Annotated in this window: 10 protein-coding genes; 4 read left to right on the top strand and 6 right to left on the bottom strand. The window is 72.2% G+C overall.

The annotated features are described in order from the left end of the window. Nucleotides 1–3: 3 nt before the first annotated feature. Both ACFYRX_RS19765 and ACFYRX_RS19760 read right to left on the bottom strand, forming a co-directional pair. The gene (locus ACFYRX_RS19765) at nucleotides 4–7,731 is read right to left on the bottom strand and encodes an amino acid adenylation domain-containing protein (protein WP_389101233.1); all 7,728 of its coding nucleotides are present in this window, start codon (nucleotides 7,729–7,731) and stop codon (nucleotides 4–6) included. Beyond that, nucleotides 7,728–9,017, bottom strand: a complete 1,290-nt coding sequence (locus ACFYRX_RS19760; protein WP_389101231.1) for a cysteate synthase — start codon at nucleotides 9,015–9,017, stop codon at nucleotides 7,728–7,730. The genes ACFYRX_RS19765 and ACFYRX_RS19760 overlap by 4 nt, the downstream gene beginning before the upstream one ends. Nucleotides 9,018–9,257: 240 nt before the next feature. Between ACFYRX_RS19760 and pdhA the strand changes: the two genes are divergently transcribed. After that, nucleotides 9,258–10,355, top strand: coding sequence for a pyruvate dehydrogenase (acetyl-transferring) E1 component subunit alpha (gene pdhA / locus ACFYRX_RS19755; RefSeq protein WP_389101229.1), 1,098 nt, complete (start codon nucleotides 9,258–9,260; stop codon nucleotides 10,353–10,355). Between the two features lies 1 nt (nucleotide 10,356). Next, a complete protein-coding gene (locus ACFYRX_RS19750) occupies nucleotides 10,357–12,411 on the top strand; it encodes a 2-oxo acid dehydrogenase subunit E2 (RefSeq protein ID WP_389101227.1) in 2,055 nt (684 codons plus the stop codon). A 45-nt stretch (nucleotides 12,412–12,456) separates the two neighbouring features. Here the strand turns inward: ACFYRX_RS19750 and icmF are convergent, their stop codons facing one another. The 3 genes from icmF to ACFYRX_RS19735 form a co-directional block, all read right to left on the bottom strand. Then, on the bottom strand, nucleotides 12,457–15,687 hold the full coding sequence (gene icmF, locus ACFYRX_RS19745; RefSeq protein ID WP_389101225.1) for a fused isobutyryl-CoA mutase/GTPase IcmF: 3,231 nt from the start codon (nucleotides 15,685–15,687) through the stop codon (nucleotides 12,457–12,459). Between the two features lie 107 nt (nucleotides 15,688–15,794). Then, on the bottom strand, nucleotides 15,795–17,207 hold the full coding sequence (gene mftF, locus ACFYRX_RS19740; RefSeq protein WP_389101223.1) for a mycofactocin biosynthesis glycosyltransferase MftF: 1,413 nt from the start codon (nucleotides 17,205–17,207) through the stop codon (nucleotides 15,795–15,797). Nucleotides 17,208–17,315: 108 nt separating this feature from the next. Further along, nucleotides 17,316–17,582 carry a hypothetical protein gene (locus ACFYRX_RS19735; protein WP_389101221.1) on the bottom strand — a complete coding sequence of 89 codons (267 nt, stop codon included), beginning with the start codon at nucleotides 17,580–17,582 and terminating at the stop codon, nucleotides 17,316–17,318. A 437-nt stretch (nucleotides 17,583–18,019) separates the two neighbouring features. Between ACFYRX_RS19735 and ACFYRX_RS19730 the strand changes: the two genes are divergently transcribed. Continuing rightward, nucleotides 18,020–20,191, top strand: a complete 2,172-nt coding sequence (locus tag ACFYRX_RS19730) for an MMPL family transporter (protein WP_389101219.1) — start codon at nucleotides 18,020–18,022, stop codon at nucleotides 20,189–20,191. A gap of 255 nt (nucleotides 20,192–20,446) precedes the next feature. After that, nucleotides 20,447–21,478 carry a LacI family DNA-binding transcriptional regulator gene (locus ACFYRX_RS19725; protein ID WP_389101217.1) on the top strand — a complete coding sequence of 344 codons (1,032 nt, stop codon included), beginning with the start codon at nucleotides 20,447–20,449 and terminating at the stop codon, nucleotides 21,476–21,478. 102 nt (nucleotides 21,479–21,580) lie between these two features. On the opposite strand, the gene ACFYRX_RS19720 is transcribed toward ACFYRX_RS19725, so the two are convergent. After that, nucleotides 21,581–22,228 carry a DUF6629 family protein gene (locus ACFYRX_RS19720; RefSeq protein WP_389101215.1) on the bottom strand — a complete coding sequence of 216 codons (648 nt, stop codon included), beginning with the start codon at nucleotides 22,226–22,228 and terminating at the stop codon, nucleotides 21,581–21,583. Nucleotides 22,229–22,457: the final 229 nt, after the last annotated feature.

Here is a 22,457-nt window from a genome sequence, read left to right as displayed (position 1 = left end):
GGGTTACCTCCACTCGCTTCCGAACTCGGCTTCGAGTTCGTCGATCTCCGCTTGGGACAGGGACACCAGGGGCACGTCGGACGGGGTGTGCCCGCCGTCCGCGCCGGTGCCTTCGAAGGCGGCCAGGGCCTGGAACCAGCCGTCGGCCAGGGCGCTCACGTCGTCCTCGTTCCAGAGGCGCGGCACCCAGGACCAGGTGGCGGTGAGGGTGCCCTCGGGGTCGGTCACGGCGGTGATCTCCAGACCGTGGGCGACGGGCTGCGCCGGGTCGTGGGCGACGCCGAGTGCCGGGCCGGGCAGGGCTTCGGGCGCTGGAGACCAGGGGGTGTCGGCGCCGGGGGTGCTGCGGCCGAGGTAGTTGAACCCGACCTGCGGGGCGGGGAGTTCGGCGAGGGCCGCGGCCGTCCCGGAGTTGAGGTGGCGCAGCATGCCGTGTCCCAGGCCGCCCGTGGGGGCGGCCCGCAGATGCTCCTTGACCGCCTTGAGGATCTGCGCCGGATCGTCGAGGTCGAGCCCACGCAGGTCCGGGCGGGCCGGTACGACGCTGGTGAACCAGCCGACCGTGCGGGTCGGGTCGACGCCGTCGGCGATCTCCTCACGGCCGTGCCGCTCGATGTCGAGCAGCAGTGCCGGCCGGCTGCGCAGGCGGGCGAAGGCGATGGCCAGCGCGGCGAGCAGGACGTCCTCGGGGCCGGTGTGGAAGGCCGCGGCGACGGTGGTGAGCAGACCGGCGGACGGGAGTGCGCGGGTGAGGTGGCGCATCTGGCCGACGAGGTCGGTGGGCCGGACGGCGGGGAGCGGGCCGGGGTCGGCCAACACGTTCCGCCACAGGTCGAGTTCGGGCTCACGGGACATGCTCTGCTGTTCCAGCAGACGGGCCCAGGCCCGGAAGGACGTGCCCTTCGGGGTGAGGTCCTCTCCCCGCCAGGCGGCGGCCAGGTCGGTACGCAGAATGTGCCAGGACACCGCGTCCACCGCGAAATGATGGATCGTCAGCAGCAGTCGTCCGCGGCGGCCGGGGCCCGCGTCGTACCAGAGCGCGCGCACCAACTCACCTCGCTCCGTGTCGAGTCGCGGTGGCGGCCGGTGCGGGTCCGGTGCGGTCACCCGCTCCAGCAGGCCGGCTGCGTCCAGGGAACCGGGCGGCGGGATGACGGCCGTGCCGTCACCGCCCAGGCGCATCCGGAGGGCGTCGTGGTGGTCGATCACGGCCTGGAGCGCCGCCACGAGACGCTGTTGGTCGGCGTCCTCCGGCGTGACCAGCAGCATCGACTGGCTGAACGCCTCGATCGGCCCGCCGCGTTCGACCAGTCGCCGCAGTGCGGGGGTCAGCGGCAGTTCGCCGGTGGGGGCGTCCTGCGCGACCGGCGTCACGGTCGGCGCGGCGGCCGCGACCGCGGCGAGTCCGGCGACCGTCCGTTGCTCGAACACATCCCGTGGCGTCAGCCGCAGACCGGCCGCGAGGGCCCTGCTGACCAGGTGGATGGAGGTGATGCTGTCACCGCCGAGGTCGAAGAAGCCGGTGTCCAGGCCGACTTCGGACACCTCCAGTCCGAGCGCCTCGGCGAAGAGGCCGCGCAGGGTCTCCTCCTGCGGTGTGCGCGGTTCCCGTCCGCCCGCCGTGCCGGAACCGGCCGCCGGTGCGGGCAGGGCGGGCCGGTCCAGCTTGCCGTTGGACGTCATGGGCAGGGCGCCGAGGGGGACGAGCGTCTCGGGGACCATGTGGGCGGGCAGCTGCCGGGCGAGGTGGGCACGGATCGCGTCGAGATCACCGTCGGCCGCCCCTACGACATAGCCGACCAGGCGTCGTACCCCGGGCGTGTCCTCGCGCACCATCACCGCGGCCTGGGTGACGGCCGGATGACCGGTGAGCGCGCCCTCGACCTCGCCGGGCTCGATCCGCAGTCCCCTGATCTTCAGCTGTCCGTCCGCCCGGCCGCGCAGTTCCAGGACACCGTCGGCGCGTCGCACGGCCAGGTCGCCGGTGCGGTACATCCGCTCCCCCGGTGGCCCGAAGGGGTCGGCCACGAACCGTTCGGAGGTCAGGCCGGGGCGCCTCCAGTAGCCGCGGGCCACATGGTCTCCCGCCACATACAGCTCGCCTTCGACACCCGGCGGTACGAGGTTCAGGTGTGTGTCGAGCACATACGCCCGGGTGTTCCACATGGGGCGGCCGACGGGTACCGGCCCTGACGGAAGTTCCTCACCCGGTTCGATGCGGTGGTCCGTGCAGCCGACGGTGAGCTCGGTCGGGCCGTAGTGGTTGACGAGCCGCACTCCGGGGTGATCGCGTCGCCATGCGCGCAGTGCTTCTCCGACCAGGACCTCGCCGCCGAGCATGAACTCCCCGGCCGGCGAGAGGTCGTACGGCAGCGCGGGCAGGAGCGGGAGGTGGCTGGGAGTGGCCTTGAGGAAGCTGTAGCCGCCGGGCAGGTCGGTGGCGCCCGCCTCGTGGAAGGCGGCGATGTGGACCCTGCCGCCCATGGCGAGCGCTCCGTGCAGGGTGGTCACGGTCGCGTCGAAGGTCATCGTGGCGTGCAGCAGGGACGTGCCGCGCAGGCTCGGGTAGGCCTCCATGCAGCGGGCCACATAGGTGGTGAGGTTGCGGTGTTCGACCACCACACCCTTGGGGCGGCCGGTGGTTCCGGAGGTGTAGATGAGGTAGGCCGGGTCGGCGGCCCGGGCCTCGGGGAGTTCGACCGTGTGGTCGGCGGGCGTCGCGTCGGGGCGCACGTGCGGGCGGTCCGTGTCGACGGCTTCCCGTGCGATGACGCAGACGGGGTCGGCGTCGGACAGCACGTGGGCCGTGCGTTCCGCGGGGTGCTCCGGGTCGAGCGGGAGATAGGCGGCTCCCGCCTTGAGGACGGCCAGGACCGCCACCGCGACGTCGACGGAGCGGGACAGGGCGAAGGCGACGACCCGGCCGGGGCCGGCGCCGTGCACGACCAGCACGCGCGCCAAGTCATCGGCTCGTGCGTTCAGTTGGCGGTAGGTCAGGGAGCTCTGCGCGTCGGTCACGGCGACGGCTTCCGGCGTCTCGGCTGCCCACTGCTCGAACATCCGGGGAAACGTCGTGTCCGGGACGTCCCGTGCGGTGTCGGTCAGGTCGGACAGCAGACGTCGCCGTTCGTCGGCGGTGAGGATGTCGAGGGCGCCGATGGCCCGCTCCGGTTCGGCGAGCGCGGCCCGCAGCAGCCGTTCCAGACGCGCGGCCAGGTCCTCGGCGGTCCGCCGGTCGAAAAGGTCGCCGCTGTACTGGAGAGTGCCCTCGATCCCGTTCGCCGTACCGTCGGGCGTCCGGTGTTCGGCGAGGTTGAAGGTGAGGTCGATCTTGGTCGCACCGGTCTCCACCGTAATGGCGTGGTCGTTCAGCCCGGGAAGTTCGAGTCGCCATGACGCGGTCGGGCGGAAGGCGAGCATCACCTGGAACAGCGGGTGCCTGGCCGGTGAGCGGACTGGGTTCAGCGCCTCGACGAGCTGCTCGAACGGCAGGTCCTGATGGGCGTGGGCGGCCAGGTCGGTGTCGCGCACCCGGTCGAGGAGTTCCCGGAACGTCGGCTCACCCGAGGTGTCGGTGCGCAGCACGAGGGTGTTCACGAAGCAGCCGACCAGATCGTCCAGAACCTCGTCGGCGCGGCCCGCGACCGGAGTGCCGAGCGGGATATCGGTGCCCGCGCCCAGCCTGGTGAGCAACGCGGCGAGCCCGGCCTGGACGGCCATGAACACCGTCGCGCCTTGGCCGGCGGCGAGGTCGCGCAGTCCTTGGTGCAGGTCCGCGTCCCAGCGGACCGGGATGTCGCCGCCCCGGTGGGTGGCCCGGGCCGGGCGAGGGCGGTCGGCGGGCAGCGCGAGCTCGTCGGGCAGGCCTGCGAGGGTCTGCCGCCAGTGGGCGAGCTGCCGGTCCCGGTCGGCGGCGAGGAGTTCGCGCTGATGGCGCGCGTAGTCCGTGTAGCGGACGGGGAGTGGGGCCCAGTCGGGGGCCGCGCCCGCCAGCCGGGCCCGGTAGGCGGTGGCCAGGTCACGCAGGAGCGGCTGGAGGGACCAGCCGTCGGCGGCGATGTGGTGCAGCACGAGCAGCAGGACATGGTCCGTGGGCGCATCGGACGACGCCGGATCCTCGGGCTTCTCGAGATCTTCGCGCTCCCCGGACTTTCCGGACTCCTCGGCGGCGAGGACAAGGAGGTGCGCGCGGAAGGGTATGTCCGTGGCGAGCCGGAACTCCGTGGATGCCAGTTCGGCGGCAACGCTCTGGAGTTCGTCCTCCGCCACGCGTGAGACGGGCAGGTGCGGGGCCACGCCCTCCAGCAGCCGCGGCCGCGGGGTGCCCTCGGTGTCCGGGTAGACGGTCCGCAGGATCTCGTGCCGGTCGCAGATGTCGGCCAGGGCCGCTCGCAGGGCGTCCTGGTCCAGGGGTGCGCCGGTCAGCCGTAGGGCGAGAGGTACGTGGTAGGCGGCGCCCGTCGGCTCGGCGCGGTGCAGGAACCACAGGCGCCGCTGGGCAAAGGACAGCGGGGCCTCGCCGTCCTCCGTGCTCCGGATCAGTGGAGGCACCGGCCGCGCTGGCTCGGCGGACGGGAGGAGCCGGGCCAGCGCGGCCGCGGTGGGCGCTTCGAAGACGTCCCGCAGGCCGAGGTCGGCGCCCAGAGTGGTGCGGATGCGGTGGACGAGCCTCAGGGCCAGCAGGGAGTGACCGCCGAGGGCGAAGAAGTCGTCGTAGGGGCCGACGCCGGGCAGACCGAGCACATCGGCGATCAGGGCGCACAGCAGCTCTTCGTGGGCGGTGCGCGCGCCACGCTCGAGGTCCACGCCGGTGTGCACCGGCGCGGGCAGGGCCGCGCGGTCCACCTTGCCGTTGGCGGTCAGCGGCAGCCGGTCCAGGAGCACGACGGCGGACGGCACCAGGTAGGCGGGCAGCAGCGCGGCGAGGTGCTCGCGCAGAGCGTCCGCCGCCGTGCCCGGGGTGACGGTGGCGTAGGCGACGAGGCCGCTGTCCCCGGGCCGGTCCTCGCGGACGACGGCGACGGCGTGCTCTACGCCCGGGTGTCCGGCGAGGACCGCCTCGACCTCCGCCGGTTCGACGCGGAAGCCGCGGAGCTTGACCTGGTCGTCGGCCCGTCCGTGGAAGGCGAGTTCACGGTCCGGGGTCATCCGCACGCGGTCCCCGGTGCGGTACATCCGCGCGCCGGGCGGCCCGAACGGGTCGGCGACGAACCGCTCCGCGCTGGCGCCCGGACGGCCGAGATAGCCGCGGGCGACGCCGGCCCCGGCGACGTACAACTCCCCGACCGTGCCGGGCGGGACCGGGCGGAGGGCACCGTCGAGGACGTAGGCCCGCATGCCGTCCAGGGGGCGGCCGATGGGGAGCGGGTCCGGTACCGGCAGGGCTCCGGGGCAGGGGCGGATGGTGGCGAAGGTCGTGGTCTCGGTGGGGCCGTACCCGTTGGTGACGGTCAGCCCGGGACAGGCGTCCAGCACTCTGCGGACAGCACCCGCCGGGACGGTGTCGCCGCCGGCCCAGATCTGGCGCAGACCCGAGAAACAGCCGGGATCCTCCTCGGCCACGAGCCGGAACAGGCCGGCCGTCAGCCACAGAGCGGTCAGCCCGTGGCGGTGTGTCAGCCGGGTGATCGACGCCGCGTCCACGTCCTCGTCCGGGTCCGCCACCACGGCCGTGCCGCCCGTGAGGAGCGGAACCCACAGCTCGTAGGTGGAGGCGTCGAACGCGACCGGCGAGTGGACGAGGACCCGCGTGTGCGCACCGCCCGCGAAGGCACGGTCCGTCGCGAGGGCGGTGACGTCCCGGTGGGTGACGGCCACGCCCTTGGGGGCGCCGGTGGAGCCGGAGGTGTGGCTGACGTAGGCCAACCGGTCCGGATGCAGAGGGAGTTCGGGGTCGGTGTCCGGCTCGGCGGCGAGCGACGGCAGGTCGTCGACCACGACCACCTCGCAGGCGTACGACCGCGCCCGCCCGTCCGTCCAAGGCGTCGCCGTCGACGGCCCGTCCGTCAGCAGGACCGCCGCCGCCGTCCCCTCCAGGATGCGGTGGGTGCGGGCGGCCGGGGCGCGGGGGTCGAGGCCGACGTAGGCGCCGCCCGTTTTGAGGATCGCGAGGAGGGCGGTGACCAGGTGTTCGGAGCGGCGCATCAGGACGGCGACGCGGTCCTCCGGACGGACACCGAGGCGCAGGAGGCGGTGCGCGAGGCGGTTGGCCCGGACGTCCAACTGGGCATAGGTGAAGGCCTGTTCGCCGCAGACGACGGCCGTCGCCGTGGGTGTCGCCGCGACCTGGGCCGCGAAGAGGGCAGGCACGGTCCCTGCGCCCGTACGGGGTGCGGGGCCGTCGAGCCGGGCCGACCCGGACTCCTCGGGCAGCGTCACCTCGACCCGCCCGACGGGGGTGCCGGGGCCGAGTACGGCGGCCGCGAAGCGCTCCGCGAAGTGCGTGAACCGGCGGTGGTGGGCGGCGAGTTCGGGGGCCGTGTAGCAGGCGGTGCTCGCGTCGAGGTCGATCCGGATGCCGTTGCCGTCACCGCGCTCGTAGACGTTGACGGCGAGATCCTCGACCGGGCCGGTGGACAGGTTGTGGCGCGTCGTCGGATGTCCGGCGAACCTCAACTCCGGCCCGAACGCCATGATGTTCACGACGGGCCCGAAGAACCGGCGGTCGCCGCCCGGCCAGTTCAGTTCGCGGCGCAGCTCCTCGCCCCGGAGGCGCTGGTGCGCGAGCAGCTCACGGGTGGCGGCCGCGGCCTGGCGTACGAGGTCGTGGGCGGAGGTGTCGGGGCGTACGGACAGCCGCAGCGGGAGGACGTTGGAGGCCATGCCGGGGGTGGCCCGCTCGGTGTCGCTCTCGCGGGCGGTGACGGCGAGGCCGAGGACGATGTCCCGGGCTCCGGTCAGCCGGTGCAGATAGGCGGCGGTCGCGGCGATCAGCACGCGGGACCAGCGGGTGCCGGTGTGTACGGCGGCAGCGTGCACCAAGTCGCCCGCCGCGTCGGCGAGATGACCGGTCTGGCGCAGGAAGCCGTCGGTCACGCGGGGCGGGTGGTCGCAGAGGCCGACCGGATCGGGGCGGTCGGCGCAGGCACCGGCCCAGTACGCGCGGTCACGCTCGTGCCGGTCGTCGGCGTCGTAGGCGTCGTCGGCCGCGACCAGGGGGGCGAGAGGGGCTTCGACGGGCTCGTGCTCGGCGCCCGCCACGAGGGCCGTATAGACGTCGGCGACCCGGGCAGCGATGAGGGAGCAGCTGAATCCGTCGACGGCGATGTGGTGGTAGCAGTGGTACCAGATCCAGTGCTCTTCGCCGAGCCGGAGCAGCGCGTACCGGAACAGCGGGGCCCGTTCCAGGTCGAAGGGCACCGCGAAGTCCGACTCCCGCCAGGCCTCGGCGGCGGCACCGGGATCGGCCGAGCCTGCGAGGTCGAGGACGGTCAACTCCCAGGCGGGGTCGGGCTCGACGATCTGGTGGACGGCCTCGCCGTCGGCCGTGAACCGGGTCCGCAGCGTCTCGGTCGCCGCGACGACCCGGCGCAGGGCGGTGCGGAAGCGGTCGATGTCGAGAGGGCCGTGGATCTCGGTGTACTCGCCGACGTTGTACGCGGATCCGGCGGCGGCGTCGAGTCGCTGACCGAACCACATCGACCGCTGGGCGGCGGACAGGCCGAGCGGACGCGCTGGGGCGGACGGACCGGGCGGGCGAACAGCATGCGCGGGCGTGGAGAGTTCCGTCATCGCGCGGCCCCCGCGGCCATGGCGCCCGCCAGTCGGCGTTCGACCTGCTCGGCCACGCGGCGCGGGCCGTGCTCGCCGCCCGGCCAGGTCACGCGGAGCCACGGTTCGGCGGGCACGAGGGCAAGGTCCTGGGCCTGGCGGGCGCGGCCGCCTCCGGTGATGTTGAGGAGCACGAGTTCGTCCGGGCGGACCTGCCCATCGCGTACTGCCTCGGCGAGCGCGGCCACGGCCACACCCGCGCCCGGTTCGATGTCGATGCCCTCGGTCTCCTCGAAGAGGGCCATGGCGGTGAGCGCGGCTTCGTTGTCGGTACATCGGACGTGGCCGCCGCTCTCGTCCAGAGCGTCCCGCACCCCGCCCCGGACGGCGAACGGCGGGCGCCGGTTGGTGAGTTCACGGGCCAGCGGCTCGAGCTCGCGGCTCGCGGGCGGCTGTCCGCCGTGACACCAGGCCTCGTACAGGGCGGCGAACGGCTCGTTCTGACACATCAGCAGCCGCGGCAGGCGTTCGCCGGTGCCGCGGATCCGGCGGGCCGCCTCGTGTGCGCCGATGGCGCCCGTGCCGCTGCCCACGGCCTGTACGTAGACCTGCGGGAGGGCTCCGATGGCGTCCGCGGCGGCCAGCATGACCGTGCCAAGTCCGTCGCGGCGCCCCACGTTGCGCGCGCCGCCCTCGGCGTGGTGGCCGGGCATACGGGCGAGGAGGTCGGCGCAGGCGATGGTGTCGCTGTAGGTGGCGGCCCCGTCGAGGGCGACGATCCGGACGCAGGGGTCGAGCGCGGCGGGAAAGCGCATCCGCTCCAGGGCCGGGGCCGGCACGACCAGCAGACACGGGACCCGGTACCGGGTGGCGGCCCAGGCGAAGGCGGCGGCGGTGTTCCCGGCGGAGGGGATCACGAGGAGCGGCGGGTTCGCGGGCAGCCGGCCGAGGACCGTGTAGGCCTCGAGATCCTTGAACGTACAGGTGGGCAACAGCGCCCCGCGCTCGGGCCAGTGGCCGTTGAACGCCACCCACAGCCGGTCCAGGCCCAGTAGCCGGCCGAGCCGGTCCGCCGGGTACACCACCGGTCCGGGCACCCCGGGGAAGGTCCGCGCCACCGGCAGCAGCGGGGCGTGCCGGAACAGGCCGGCGGCGCTCGCGGTGTACGTCCCGTGGTACTCGGTGCGCAGGAACGCGGGTTCCTGGCACGCACGGCAGTCGAGCATGAGTCCGTCGTCCTCGTAGCGGGTTCCGCATGAGGAACAGACAACCGTGTAGTGACGTGTTCCCGGGAGCGCTCGGGACATTTTCGCTCGCTTTCCGAAGTGCCGGGTCTGGCGGGTCAATTGGAACCCGGCCCACCGGAATCACAGGCGACTGGAAAATGACCCTTCGGCAACGCCTGGATTACACGTACCTCTCCGCGTTCACCCTGTTGAACGCGGACCTCGATGTTTCACTGTGCTTCACCTGGGCTCCCCTGCACGGCAGTTGGGAAAGCGGACAGCATCCATGGCGAACAGCCCTTCAAGAAAGGACGGCGGGCCATGGGAGATAGGCCGATGCATAAGGAGCCCGCAGAATGGGTAGACCCTTCCTTCTGGCTTCCTTCCAAGGTTCCGGTTTCCTTTCTCCAAGAATTGGAGAAAGACGGGGCGCCTCCTTCCGAACTCCTCCTCGATGCGTATCGCGGGATGGTCCTCGGGCGCCGGTTCGACCAGCAGGCGACGGCGCTCGCCCGGCAGGGACGGCTCGCGGTCTATCCGTCGAGCCTCGGCCAGGAGGCCTGTCAGGTCGGCGCGGCCCTCGCGCTGCGCGCGACCGACTGGCTGTTCCCCACCTACCGCGACTGCGTCGCCCTGGTCAGCCGCGGCATCGATCCCGTGGAGACGCTCACCCTGCTGCGCGGTGACGCCCACTGCGGCTACGACCCCACGCGTCACCGCACGGCACCGCAGTGCACCCCGCTGGCCACCCACGCGGCGCACGCCGTCGGCCTGGCCCACGGCGAGCGCCTCAAGGGCAAGGACACGGTCGCCCTGGCGCTGGTCGGCGACGGCGCCACCAGCGAGGGCGACTTCCACGAGGCGGTGAACCTGGCGGGGGTGCTGCGCGCGCCGGTGGTGTTCCTGATCCAGAACAACCGGTACGCCATCTCCGTGCCGCTGTCCGCCCAGAGCGCCGCACCGGGCCTGGCGTACAAGGGCATCGGCTACGGCGTCCGCGCGGAGCAGGTGGACGGCAACGACGCGGCCGCGGTGCTCTCCGTGCTGACCGCCGCCGTGGAGGACGCGCGCGCGGGCGGTGGGCCCCGGCTGATCGAGGCACACACCTACCGGGTGGGCCCGCACACCAGTGCCGACGACCCGTCCCGCTACCGGACGGCCGCCGAGGAGGAGCACTGGCGTGCCCGGGACCCGCTCGTCCGCCTGGAGGCCGCGCTGCGCGAGCGGGGCCTGCTCACCGACGCGGACGTCGCCGCCGCGGCAGAGGAGGCCGAGGCGTACGCGACACGGCTGCGCGAGCGGCTGGCGGCGGACCCCGAGGCGGATCCCGCGGCCCTGCTCGACCACGTCTTCGCCACCCCCACCCCCCAGCTGCTCGCCCAACGCGACGCGCTGCACATCGAGTTGGAAAGGCGCTGAGATGGCACAAGCCCTCGAACCGGCCACGACGGCACAGTCCCCGAAGTCGACGTCGATGGCCCAGGCTCTCAACGCCGCCCTGCGCGACGCACTCGCCGCGGACGAACGCGTCCTGGTCTTCGGGGAGGACGTCGGCCGTCTCGGCGGGGTCTTCCGGGTCACCGACGGGCTCGCGGACGCGTTCGGCGAGCGGCGCTGCTTCGACACCCCGGTCAGTGAGGCCGGTATCGCCGGTCTCGCGATCGGGCTGGCGATGGCGGGCTTCCGGCCCGTGGTGGAGATGCAGTTCGACGCGTTCGCCTACCCGGCCTTCGAGCAGATCGCCTCGCACATGGCCAAGATGCGCAACCGCACCCGGGGCCGGGTCGCCCTGCCGATCGTGGTGCGCATCCCGTACGGCGGTGGGATCGGTGCCGTCGAGCACCACAGCGACTCCAGCGAGGCGTACTACGCGCACACGGCCGGTCTGAAGGTGGTGACCCCGGCGACCGCCGCGGACGCCTACTCCCTGCTGCGCGAGGCGATCGCGGACCCTGACCCGGTGATCTTCCTGGAGCCGAAGCGGCACTACTGGTCGAAGGAGGAGACCGAACTCCCTTCCCGTACCGAGCCGTTCGGAACCGCTGCGATACGCCGCCCCGGCACCGACGCCACTCTGGTCGGCTACGGTCCGTCGGTCTCCCTGGCCCTGGCGGCCGCCGCGGAGGCCGCAGCCGGCGGCCTGGACGTCGAGGTGCTGGACCTGCGCACCCTGGTCCCGCTGGACGACCGTACGCTCACCGAGTCCGTACGGCGTACCGGGCGCTGTCTGGTGGTCCACGAGGCGCAGGGCTTCGCCGGAGTCGGCGCGGAGATCGCGGCGTTGGTGCAGGAGCGGTGTTTCGACGCACTGCGCGCGCCGGTGCTGCGCGTGACGGGCCTGGACGCCCCCTATCCCCCGCCTCTCCTGGAGGGCGCTCACATCCCTGGTGTGCCGCGTGTACTCGCGGCACTGCACCGCCTGTTGGGGGTCGCCGGACGAGCCGTGAGCCGTCCCTCCCCGCCGTCGTCCGACCGCACTTTCGTCCTCCCCGATCTGGGCGAGGGCCTGGCGGACGCCGAACTCCTGGAGTGGAAGGTCGCGGTGGGCGACACCGTCGCGCACGACCAGGTGGTCGCCGAGGTCGAGACGGCCAAGACCGTGGTGACGCTGCCCAGTCCGTTCGCGGGAACGGTGACTGCCCTGCACTGCCCGGCCGGTGAGGTCGTACAGGTGGGTGCGCCGCTGCTCACCGTGGCGGAGGCCGAGTTCGGGTCGGGTGCGGTACTGACGGGGTACGGCACGGGCGCGCCGGAGCGCTGGCCCGCCCGGAGCGCCGGGCAGGTCGGGCAGGTCGGGCAGGTCGAGCCGTCCGACACCCGCGTGCCGATGGACGCGGCGGCCGGGAAGTTCCTCCGCGCCCATACCGACATCCCCGCGGTGACGATCTGGGCGGACGTGGACGCCACCGGCCTGCTCGCCGAACGGGCCTCCCGCGGGACGGGGTTGCTGGCGCTGCTGGCCCGGGCCTGTCTCACCGGCCTCGCCGAGTTCCCGGAGTTCAACTCCCGCGTCGACGGCGACCGCGGGGAGATCGTCCGTCTCTCCCGGGTGCACCTGGGCTTCGCCGCGCAGACGCCGACGGGCCTGGTCGTGCCCGTCGTACGGGATGCGGACCGGCTGTCCCTAGACGCGCTCGCGGCGGAACTGCGGCGCCTGACCGACCTGGCCCGGCAGGACGCCCTGCCCGCCGGGCACCGCACCGGGGGCACCTTCACCCTCAACAACTACGGAGTCTTCGACGTCGACGGCGCCACGCCGATCCTCAACCACCCGCAGGTGGCGATGGTCGGCGTGGGCCGTGTCACCGACCGCCCGTGGGCGGTGGACGGACGCGTAGAGGTGCGCAAGATCGTCAACCTGTCCCTGACCTTCGACCACCGCGTCTGCGACGGCGGCGCGGCGGCGGGCTTCCTGCGTCATGTGGTCGACGCGGTGGGGTGCGGGTCGGTGAGGGAGTCGGGCGCCGGCCGATGACCGGGGGTGCCGGCCCCCTGCGCGGTCGCGTCCTGGGACGGCCCCTCAGACGTTGCGGCGGTACTGGCCGCCGACCTCGAAGAAGGCCTCGGTGATCTGCTGGAGTGAGCAGACCCGGGTGGCGTCCATGAGGACCGCGAAGACGTTGTCGCCCCGTACGGCCGCGTCCTTGAGGGCGTCCAGGGCGATCCGGGCCTCGTCGTGGTGGCGGCCGTGGAAGTCCCGTACCCGTTCCAGCTGGGACTGCTTCTCCTCCTCGGTGGCGCGGGCGAGTTCGACGACGCCGGGCTCGGCGGTGTCGGCGTGCGGGTTGCGGAAGGTGTTGACGCCGATCAGGGGCAGGGTGCCGTCGTGCTTGCGCTGCTCGTACAGCATCGACTCGTCCTGGATTCGGCCCCGCTGGTAGCCGGTCTCCATCGCGCCGAGGACACCGCCGCGTTCACTGATCCGCTCGAACTCCTGGAGCACCTGCTCCTCGACCAGGTCGGTGAGTTCGTCGATGATGAACGACCCCTGCAGCGGGTTCTCGTTCATCGCCAGGCCCCACTCCCGGTTGATGATCAGCTGGATGGCCAGAGCCCGGCGTACGGAGTCCTCGGTGGGGGTGGTGACGGCCTCGTCGTAGGCGTTGGTGTGCAGGCTGTTGCAGTTGTCGTAGATCGCGATGAGTGCCTGCAACGTCGTGCGGATGTCGTTGAAGTCCATCTCCTGGGCGTGCAGGGACCGGCCGGAGGTCTGGACGTGGTACTTGAGCTTCTGGCTGCGCTCGTCCGCGCCGTACTTCTCCTTCATGGCGACGGCCCAGATGCGGCGGGCGACGCGGCCGAGGACCGAGTACTCCGGGTCCATGCCGTTGGAGAAGAAGAAGGACAGGTTGGGCGCGAAGTCGTCGATGCGCATGCCGCGGGCGAGGTACGCCTCGACGTAGGTGAAGCCGTTGGCCAGGGTGAAGGCGAGCTGGCTGATGGGGTTCGCGCCGGCTTCGGCGATGTGGTAGCCGGAGATGGACACGGAGTAGAAGTTTCGGACCTTCTGCTCGATGAACCACTCCTGGATGTCGGCCATCATCCGCAGGCTGAACTCGGTGGAGAACAGGCAGGTGTTCTGGCCCTGGTCCTCCTTGAGGATGTCGGCCTGCACGGTGCCGCGCACGTTCGCCAGCGCGTGCGCGCGCAGCTCGGCCGCCTCCTCGGGCAGCGGGTCGCGGCCCTCCTCGCCGCGGAACCGCTCGATCTGCTGGTCGATCGCGGTGTTGAGGAAGAACGCCAGGACGGCCGGTGCGGGCCCGTTGATCGTCATCGACACCGAAGTGGTGGGCGCCACGAGGTCGAAGCCGTCGTAGAGCGCCTTCATGTCCTCCAGGGTGGCCACCGAGACGCCCGAGGTGCCGACCTTGCCGTAGATGTCGGGGCGCTCGTCGGGGTCGCGGCCGTAGAGGGTGACCGAGTCGAACGCGGTGGACAGGCGGGTCGCCGGCTGGCCCTCCGAGAGAAGCTTGAAGCGGCGGTTGGTGCGGAACGGGTCGCCCTCGCCGGCGAACATGCGGGCCGGGTCCTCGCCGTCGCGCTTGAAGGGGAAGACCCCGGCCGTGAAGGGGAAGTGGCCGGGCAGGTTCTCCGCGCGCCAGAACCGGACCAGTTCGCCGTGGTCGGTGAAGCGGGGCAGGGCGACGCGGGGGATCTTGTTGCCCGAGAGGGACTCGCGGGTCAGCTTGGTGCGGATCTCCCGGTCCCGGACCTTCACGACCTGCTCGTCGCCGGAGTAGGAGGCGATCACGGAGGGCCAGTTCTCGATCTGCCGCACGATGTCGCGCGGCAGTTTCCCGTGCGCGTCCTCCAACAGGGACCGCACGTTGTCCGCGTCGGAGCCGGCGTCGACGAGTTCGGCCGTGACCGCCTCCAGCCGCTGGACCCGCCGTGCCGCTTCGGCGAGTTGGAGGGTCTCGGCGTGGTAGCCGCGCACGGTGTCGGTGATCTCGGCGAGGTAGCGGACCCGCTCGGGAGGAACCACCTGACGGATGCCGGAGGAGTGCCGTACGTCGACCCGCGGCAGGGCGCCCTCGGCCGGCGGCAGTCCCTTCTCGGCGAGGACGGCCGTGAGGTGCTGCTGGAGTGCGGTGACGCCGTCGTCGTTGAAGGTGGCCGCGGAGGTGCCGTACACCGGCATGTCCTCGGGCCGTTTGCCGAACGCCTCGCGGTTGCGCACCAGTTGGCGGCCGACGTCCCGCAGCGCGTCCTTGGCGCCGCGCCGTTCGAACTTGTTGATGGCCACGACGTCGGCGAAGTCGAGCATGTCGATCTTCTCCAGCTGCGAGGCGGCGCCGAACTCCGGCGTCATCACATACAGGGAGGCGTCGACGAAGGGCACGATCGCCGCGTCGCCCTGCCCGATGCCCGGCGTCTCCACGATCACCAGGTCGAATCCGGCGGCCTTCACGACGTCGATCACGTCGGCGAGGTGCTCGGGCAGCTCACGGCTGCCGCGGGTGGCGAGGCTGCGGAAGAACACCCGGTCGCCGTCGAGGGAGTTCATCCGGATCCGGTCGCCGAGCAGCGCCCCGCCACCGCGGCGGCGGGTCGGGTCGACCGCGATCACGGCGATGCGCAGGGCGTCGCGCTGGTCGACGCGGAACCTGCGCACCAGTTCGTCGGTCAGGGACGACTTGCCCGAGCCGCCGGTGCCGGTGATGCCGAGCACCGGCACCTGTCGCGCGGCCGCGGTGGCCCGCACTTCCGCCAGGAACTCCGGGGGCAGCTTGCCGAGTTCGGCCCCGGTGAGGGCGCGGGCGATCGCGAACCGGTCGCCGGTCAGGACGGCGGAGATGTCGGCCGGCTTGCCGTCCCAGAGGTCGAAGTCGCAGTCCCGCACGACCGTGTTGACCATTCCCGCGAGACCCATCCGCTGGCCGTCCTCGGGGGAGAAGATCGCCACGCCGCTCTCCCGCAGCCGGGTGATCTCCTCGGGCACGATGACACCGCCGCCGCCGCCCACGACCCGGATGTGCTCCGCCCCCTGTTTGCGCAGCGAGGCGACCAGGTATTCGAAGTACTCGACGTGTCCGCCCTGGTACGAGGAGACCGCCACACCGTGCGCGTCCTCTTCGAGAGCCGCGTCCACGACCTCCCGCACGGACCGGTTGTGGCCCAGGTGGATCACCTCGGCGCCCTGCGACTGGAAGATCCGCCGCATGATGTTGATCGAGGCGTCGTGTCCGTCGAACAGCGCCGAAGCCGTGACCAGGCGAACAGGGTGTGCGGGGCGGTGCAGATCGCTCATGGCGGGGCCTTCCCAAGACACGTCGAAAAGCGTGGGCTAAGAAAATAGTAGGACGTCCTAGTAAATTTTGGGAGGGCGACCCCCCGGCCGACACTCCTCGACCTCGCTCAGCCGCGCGTCCGACGCCCCTCCGAGCGGACGAAACGGGGGCGCAGAGCCGCCGTGGAGCGGCCCCGCAGCGCCGAGAACCAGACACCGGCCCCGTAGGCGAGGTCGTCGAGGCGGCGGGCGACGCCGTAGCGGACCGGGTCCAGCCCGGCGCGGTCGCGGCGGTACTCGAGCGCGATGTCGGTCAGGGCGGCGACGGCCGCCGCTCTGCGGACACGGCGCGAGGCGAGGCAGCCGACGACCGTGAGGGGCCACCAGTGCCGGGTCAGCAGGGCGGAGGTCTGGGCGAGGGCCGCGACGCCGCCGTGAGCCGTGAGCCGCAGCGCCAGCCGGTGCGGCTCACGGGTGCCGGAGAGCTTGTCGGCGATCCGGACGGCGGTGACCGCACAGACCGCGCCGGCTACGGGCAGCGACCATCGCCGCTGGGCGAGCAGGGCGACGGCCAGTGCGGCGCTCCAGGGGGTGAGGACGGCGGGTGCGATGAACTCGGGGTGGCGCTCGGCCAGAGGGTGCGCGCCGGTGCCGTAGACCGCCTTGCGACGGAACCAGTCGCCGACGCGGACGCGGTGTTCGTGGGCGGCCTCGACGCTCGGCTCGTAGCGCACCCGCCAGCCGTTCTCGATCAGCCGCCAGCACAGGTCGACGTCCTCCCCCACCCGCATCCGGGCGTCGAACCCGTCGCGCAACGCCTCCGTCCGCGCCACGGCACACGCGGTGGGCGCCCAGGAGACGGGGCTGCCGGGTCGTACGGCGGCGGGGTGGGCACCCAGGTCGAGGGAGGAGCGGGCGTTCTCGTAACGGCCGAGCCAGCCCGTGGAGGCGGCGGTGGCCAGGCCCGTGATCCGGGGGACGGCCATGGCGACCTTGGGGTCGGCGAAGTGCCTGAGCAGGGTCGGGACGGTGCCCGGGGGCAGGACCACGTCCGAGTCCACCAGCACCACGTACGGCGTGGTGACGAGCCGGAGCCCGGCGTTGCGGGCCCCCGCCGGTCCGGCGTTGACGGGCAGCACACAGAGCCGGGCCCCGTGCTTCGCGGCGACGTCCGCGACGGGTTCCGGGTGTTCGGAGGCGTCGTCCACGACGATGACCGTCCGCCCCGGTCCGATGCTGGTGAGCAGACGGTCGAGCTGTGCGGCCCGGTCACGGACCGGAACGACGAACGTGTGCCGGGCGGCGGGGAGTTCGGGCAGGGTGGCGACCACGGGGTGGCCGAGTCCGACGTCGAGCAGCCGTTCCGCGAGCAGTGCGCCCGCCCGGTCGCTCACCTGCACTTCTCGCCCGGTCAGCAGTCCGCTCGCGCGCGGGGTGAGCCGGAGCAGCCGGGTCGGGAAGCCGCCGAGGAGTGCCCGCCCGCCGTCGACGACCCGGGTGTGCCGGTCCAGGGCGACCGTGAAGCCGTACGGGATGGTCATCGGTGCTCCGCTCCCTCATGTGCGACGCCGGATGTACAGGATCAGCCGGCGGGCCTCACCCGTCGACGGGGCATCCCGCTGTACGGCACACCGGACGCGATGTCGGCTTCAAGGGGCCGCCGACGGCAAGGGAGAAGGCGAGGGAAGGCGAACGGTGAGGGAGGAGAGGATCTCCGGGCCGCAGTCCGACGGCGTCGCCAGAACGGTCGACAGGACCGCCGCCTCGTCGTCGTACGCCTGGCGGCCCTCCGCGGCCGGAGCCCGGAACATGGTCGTTCTGACGTGGCCCACGGTGCAGGTGAGGATCAGTCCGCTGAAGAGGAAGGGGACGAGCAGCATGCCGAGTACACGTGCGCCGCTGTGGTTCTGCGTCATGTTGTGGTCCTGGGTGGTCCGTCCGGCATCAGCACTGCCCCCAATGACCCCACTGTCACAGGTGTCGCCCCGACAGGGAAGCTTGATACTTAAAGTTGTCCCGGTCCTGTACAGACGCTTCACGAACGCTCACCGCCTGCCGACCCGGTGGCGGCGCCCGAAGGCCCGCGTCTCCGGCGGGTTCTCGACCAGGACGCGACCAGGACGCGGCAGCGTCGGCCCGGTCAACGGCTGCGTACGGCTGCGGTTCAGGCGCGGCGACGGGTGAACGCGGCACCCCCGGAAGCGATCTTCAACAGTGATCCCTACCATGAGAGCCCAAGACAACCATTCCGGCCGCCCGACGGGGGGAGTGCCCTGAGGGGCGGTCGGGGTCGCCGGTGCCAGGGACCGCTCCCCGGGCTGCGGTGATCTTCCTGCCCAGGAGGACGCCCCGCATGTTCCGAAGTATTGGCAACGCAGTCGTCCGACATCCCGTCTGGACGATCGTGGCCTGGCTGATCGCCGCCGTGGCGATCGTCGCCACCGCCCCGAGCCTGCCCTCGAACAGCGACGAGAGCAGTTTTCTACCCAAGAGCTACGAATCGATCAAAGCGGCGGATCTCCAGGAGAGGGCGTTCCCCAGCGCCTTCACCCCGTCCGCGATCGCGCTGTACCAACGCACCGACGGCGGCAGACTGACCGCCGAGGACAAGAAGGACGTCGCCCGCATCACCAAGGAGTTGGGCGAGAAGAAGATCGACCAGGTGCAGAAGGTGGTCCCCGGCCAGCCGTCCGAAGACGGCAGGTACACCCTGACCCTGGTCCAGATGGACAGCAAGAAGGCCGGCCAGCCCGAACAGGCCGACGCGGCCAAGGTGTTGCGCGACGACGTCAAACAACTCGCCAAGGGCACCGACCTCGACGTCAAGCTCGGTGGTTCGGCCGCGCAGGCCCTCGACCAGCAGGACTCGTCCAAGCGCGGCGAGGCACTGATCGGCATCGGCACCTTCGTCATCATCCTGGTGACCCTGCTGATCATCTTCCGGGCCCCGATCCTGGCCTTCCTGCCCCTCATCACGATCGGGTTGGTGTCCGCGATCGCCAACGGGCTGATCGCGTACGCCACCAAGCTGTTCGATCTCCAGGCCAACAGCTCGATCTCGTCGATCCTGATCGTCGTGCTGTTCGGCGTGGGCACGGACTACTTCCTCTTCCTGATGTTCCGTTACCGAGAACGGCTGCGCCTCGGTGACGAACCCAAGCAGGCCATGATCAACGCGGTCGACCGGGTCGGCGAGGCCATCGCCTCCGCGGCCGGGGCGGTCATCATCGCCTTCCTCGCGCTGGTGCTGTCCACGCTGGGCTTCCTCAAGCAGATGGGCCCGGCCCTGGCCATCGCGGTCACCGTCACCCTGATCGCGGGCCTGACGCTGATCCCCGCCGTCGTCTCCCTCATCGGCCCCAAGGTGTTCTGGCCGTCCAAGTCCTGGCAACGGGAGCCGGAGAACGCCCGGTTCGCCGCCCTCGGCCGGGGCGTGCGGAACCGTCCGGCGCTCACCGCCGCGCTCTCCGGCCTCGTCCTGGTCGCGCTGTCCCTCGGGACGCTCGGCTACAAGGCCACGTTCGACCTGGCGTCGGGGTCCATGCCCGACACGAAGGAGTCGATGGTCGTCCAGGACGAGATGCAGAAGGCCTACTCGGCGGGCGCCGCCGCACCCACCGACGTCTACCTCTCCAGCACCGACGGCAGTCCCCTCGACAAGGGCGCCTTCACGGCGTACGCGTCGAAACTCGGGGCCGTGGACGGAGTCGCGAGCGCCCGCATGACCCAGGTCAACAAGGCGGGAACGACCGCGGACTTCACCGTCACGCTCAAGTACGAGGCCTCGACGGACAAGGCCATCGAGACGGTCGGCCAGGTCCGTGACGTCGCGCACTCCGACGCCCCGGACGGCACCGAAGCTCTCGTCGGCGGAATGTCCTCGATCTTCAAGGACATCGACACGGCGGTCAACCACGACTACAAGACGGTCTTCCCCGTCGCCGCCGCACTGATCATGCTCATCCTGGGGCTGCTGCTGCGCAGCGTGGTCGCTCCCTGGTACCTGATGGGGTCGGTGGGCCTGGGATTCGGCGCCACACTCGGCGCCACCGTCTGGATCTTCCAGGAAGGACAGGGCCACTCGGGACTGATGTTCATGCTCCCGGTGATCATGTACCTCTTCGTGGTCGCCATCGGCACCGACTACAACATCCTCATGATCGCCCGGCTGAGGGAGGAGGCCCGCGAGGGACGCGATCCACGCGAGGCGGCCGGCATGGCCGTACGGCACGCCGGACCCACCGTCGCCGCGGCGGGTTTCATCCTCGCGGCGACCTTCGCCACCATGATGCTGGCCGGCAACGCGCTCCTCACCGAGATGGGCTTCGCGGTCTCCTTCGGCATCGCCGTCGCCGCGTTCGTCATGGCGATGTTCTTCACGCCCAGCCTCACGGCCCTGATCGGCCACGCGGCCTGGTGGCCGGGCCACGCGGACCGGGCGAAGGAGCCGAAGGCCGCACCGGCACCGGACTCCGACGGTGATCTGGACAGCCCCGTGCGCGATCCGGCGGGGCGCCGCACCTGACAACGGAACGACGTGACGACGGCTGCCGGGCCACTCGCCCCGGCAGCCGTCGCCGCATCCGGGCCCTCACCGGCCGGTCGTGCCGGGCCGTTGGCGCGCGGCACGGTCGCGCCCCGCATGACGGGCTGCCGTACGCCGGGCCGGCCGGCTTCCGGAGCACCGGGGCGGCGGCCAACGGCTCCGGGCGCATACGTCCGGTCGCGCGCCCATCGTCTTCTTCTTGACGTTCCGTCAGCAAAGGGTCACAATCCCGGTATGAATGTGACCGGTCACACCCGCAGTCCCGCAAGCATCAGGGATGTCGCCGCGGCCGCCGGGGTCTCCTACCAGACCGTCTCCAGGGTGATCAACTCCCACCCCAGCGTCAAGCAGTCGACCCGGGAGCGGGTGCTCGCCGCCATCGACGAGCTGGGCTTCCGGCGCAACGCCACCGCGCTCGCCCTGGCAAGGGGTCGCAGCAGGGCCGTGACCGTGCTCACCGCCAACACCACGCACTACGGCTACGCCTCGATCCTCCAGGGCGTCGAGGAAGCGGCCCGAGCGGCAGCCTACTCGGTCGGGGTGAGCGTCCTCGAATCGGCCGACGAGGCCGCCGTCACCGCCGAGGTGCAGCGTGCCGCCGACGCGGGCGGCGGGCTCATCGTGATCGCCTACGACCCCGCCGGCGTCCGGGCCCTGGAGGCGGTCCCGGCCGGGCTGGCGGTCGTCGGCGTGGTCGAGACCCCGGCGAGCCCTCCCACCGACAACCGGCCGTGGGTGTGGACCGACGACCGCGAGGCCGCCTACGAGGCGACCCGGCATCTGCTGTCACTGGGCCACGAGACCGTGCACTACGTGGCCATTCCGTCCAGCACCCGCCGCACCAGCGCCCGTACCAGCGGCTGGCGCCGGGCCCTGAAGGAGGCCGGTGCTCCGGAAACCCGCCCCGTGCAGAGCGGTTGGGGCCCCGCCGGCGGCCACGCGGCAGGCCTGAAGCTCGCCGCGGATCCGTCCGTCACCGCGATCCTGTGCGGCAACGACGACCTCGCGCTCGGTGTGCTGCGCGCCCTGCACGAGACCGGCCGCACGGTGCCCGGCGAGGTCAGCGTGGCCGGGTTCGACGATGCCCCGCACTCCGCCTATCTGACGCCGTCCCTGACGACCGTGCGCCTGGACTTCACGGGGCTCGGCCGCGCGGCGTTCGCCCTGCTGCACGGAGTGCTGGAGGAGTCCGCGCAGGTCACCCCGCACCGTGTCTGCGTACCGGAGCTGGTGGTCCGCGAGAGTTCGGGGCGCTCGCCGGCCTGAACACCACATGGGGCACGGCCGGCTGACGACAGATCGATGTCCCCGGCCGGCCGAGGAGGCCCTCCGCCGACGTGAGGGCTCACGGGCCGGTTCGCGCACCGATCAGTGCCGGGCGTTCCATGCCGGGAGGGCCGGCCTCGGGGCGGGCCGTCGGTGCACCCACCCGTACAGGACCACCGAGCAGACGGCAGCCAGCGCACACCACGTCGACACGAACTCCAGCCGCCACAGCAGCCAGCACACCGTCGCGCCCGCCCCGGCGAGGACCCCGAGTCCGGTGAGCCGACGGTCGCCGGAGAGCAGCAGCGCGCCGACCGTGGCGATCAGGTAACCGGCGACGAGCAGTTCCGCATGGGGCAGTCCGATGACGTAGGCCATGGTGTGGCCGCGGATCTCGGCCCGGACGGGGCGGGTGGCGAGGCCGTACCCGAGGAGGGCGGCGGTCACCGCGCCCACCGGGACCACCGCTGTCACCCGGCGTCGGGCCCGGCGCGGGGCCGCGCACCACACGCCGACCGGCACCCATACCGCCAGCACGGGAAGAGCGATGACGGCCCAGGCGACGACAGCCGCGCCGGTGCCGCCGCCGGTGTGCCAGACGTGGGCCTCGACGAGTTGGTGGGCGCCGAGCAGCAGGGGCAGCGCGGCGAGGGGCAGGTCCCCGGCACGGCGGGTCCGGGCCACACAGGCCACCCCCACGGACGTGACGGCCGCGCCCGCCACGAGATCCGCTGTCGCACTCCAGCACATGACACCACCATGTCAGCCCGTGCCGGCGTGCGAGGGCTCCGCCACGGCGGGGACCGGACCGAGGCGGAGGGTCGACCGCCAGGTCTCGCGCAGCGACCATGCACCGGCCGTCCGCCACGGCTCACACCGCCCGCCACCACACCTGGCCGTCGGCCGGACCCGGCGCAGCGGGCACCCACCCCCGCACAGAAGCCCCGCGGCTCGGCCCCACACAGCGGGCACCCACCGC

Source organism: Streptomyces sp. NPDC005374 (assembly GCF_042872225.1).
Taxonomy (GTDB): Bacteria; Actinomycetota; Actinomycetes; order Streptomycetales; family Streptomycetaceae; genus Streptomyces.
This window is presented reverse-complemented; position numbering and strand designations above follow the sequence as displayed.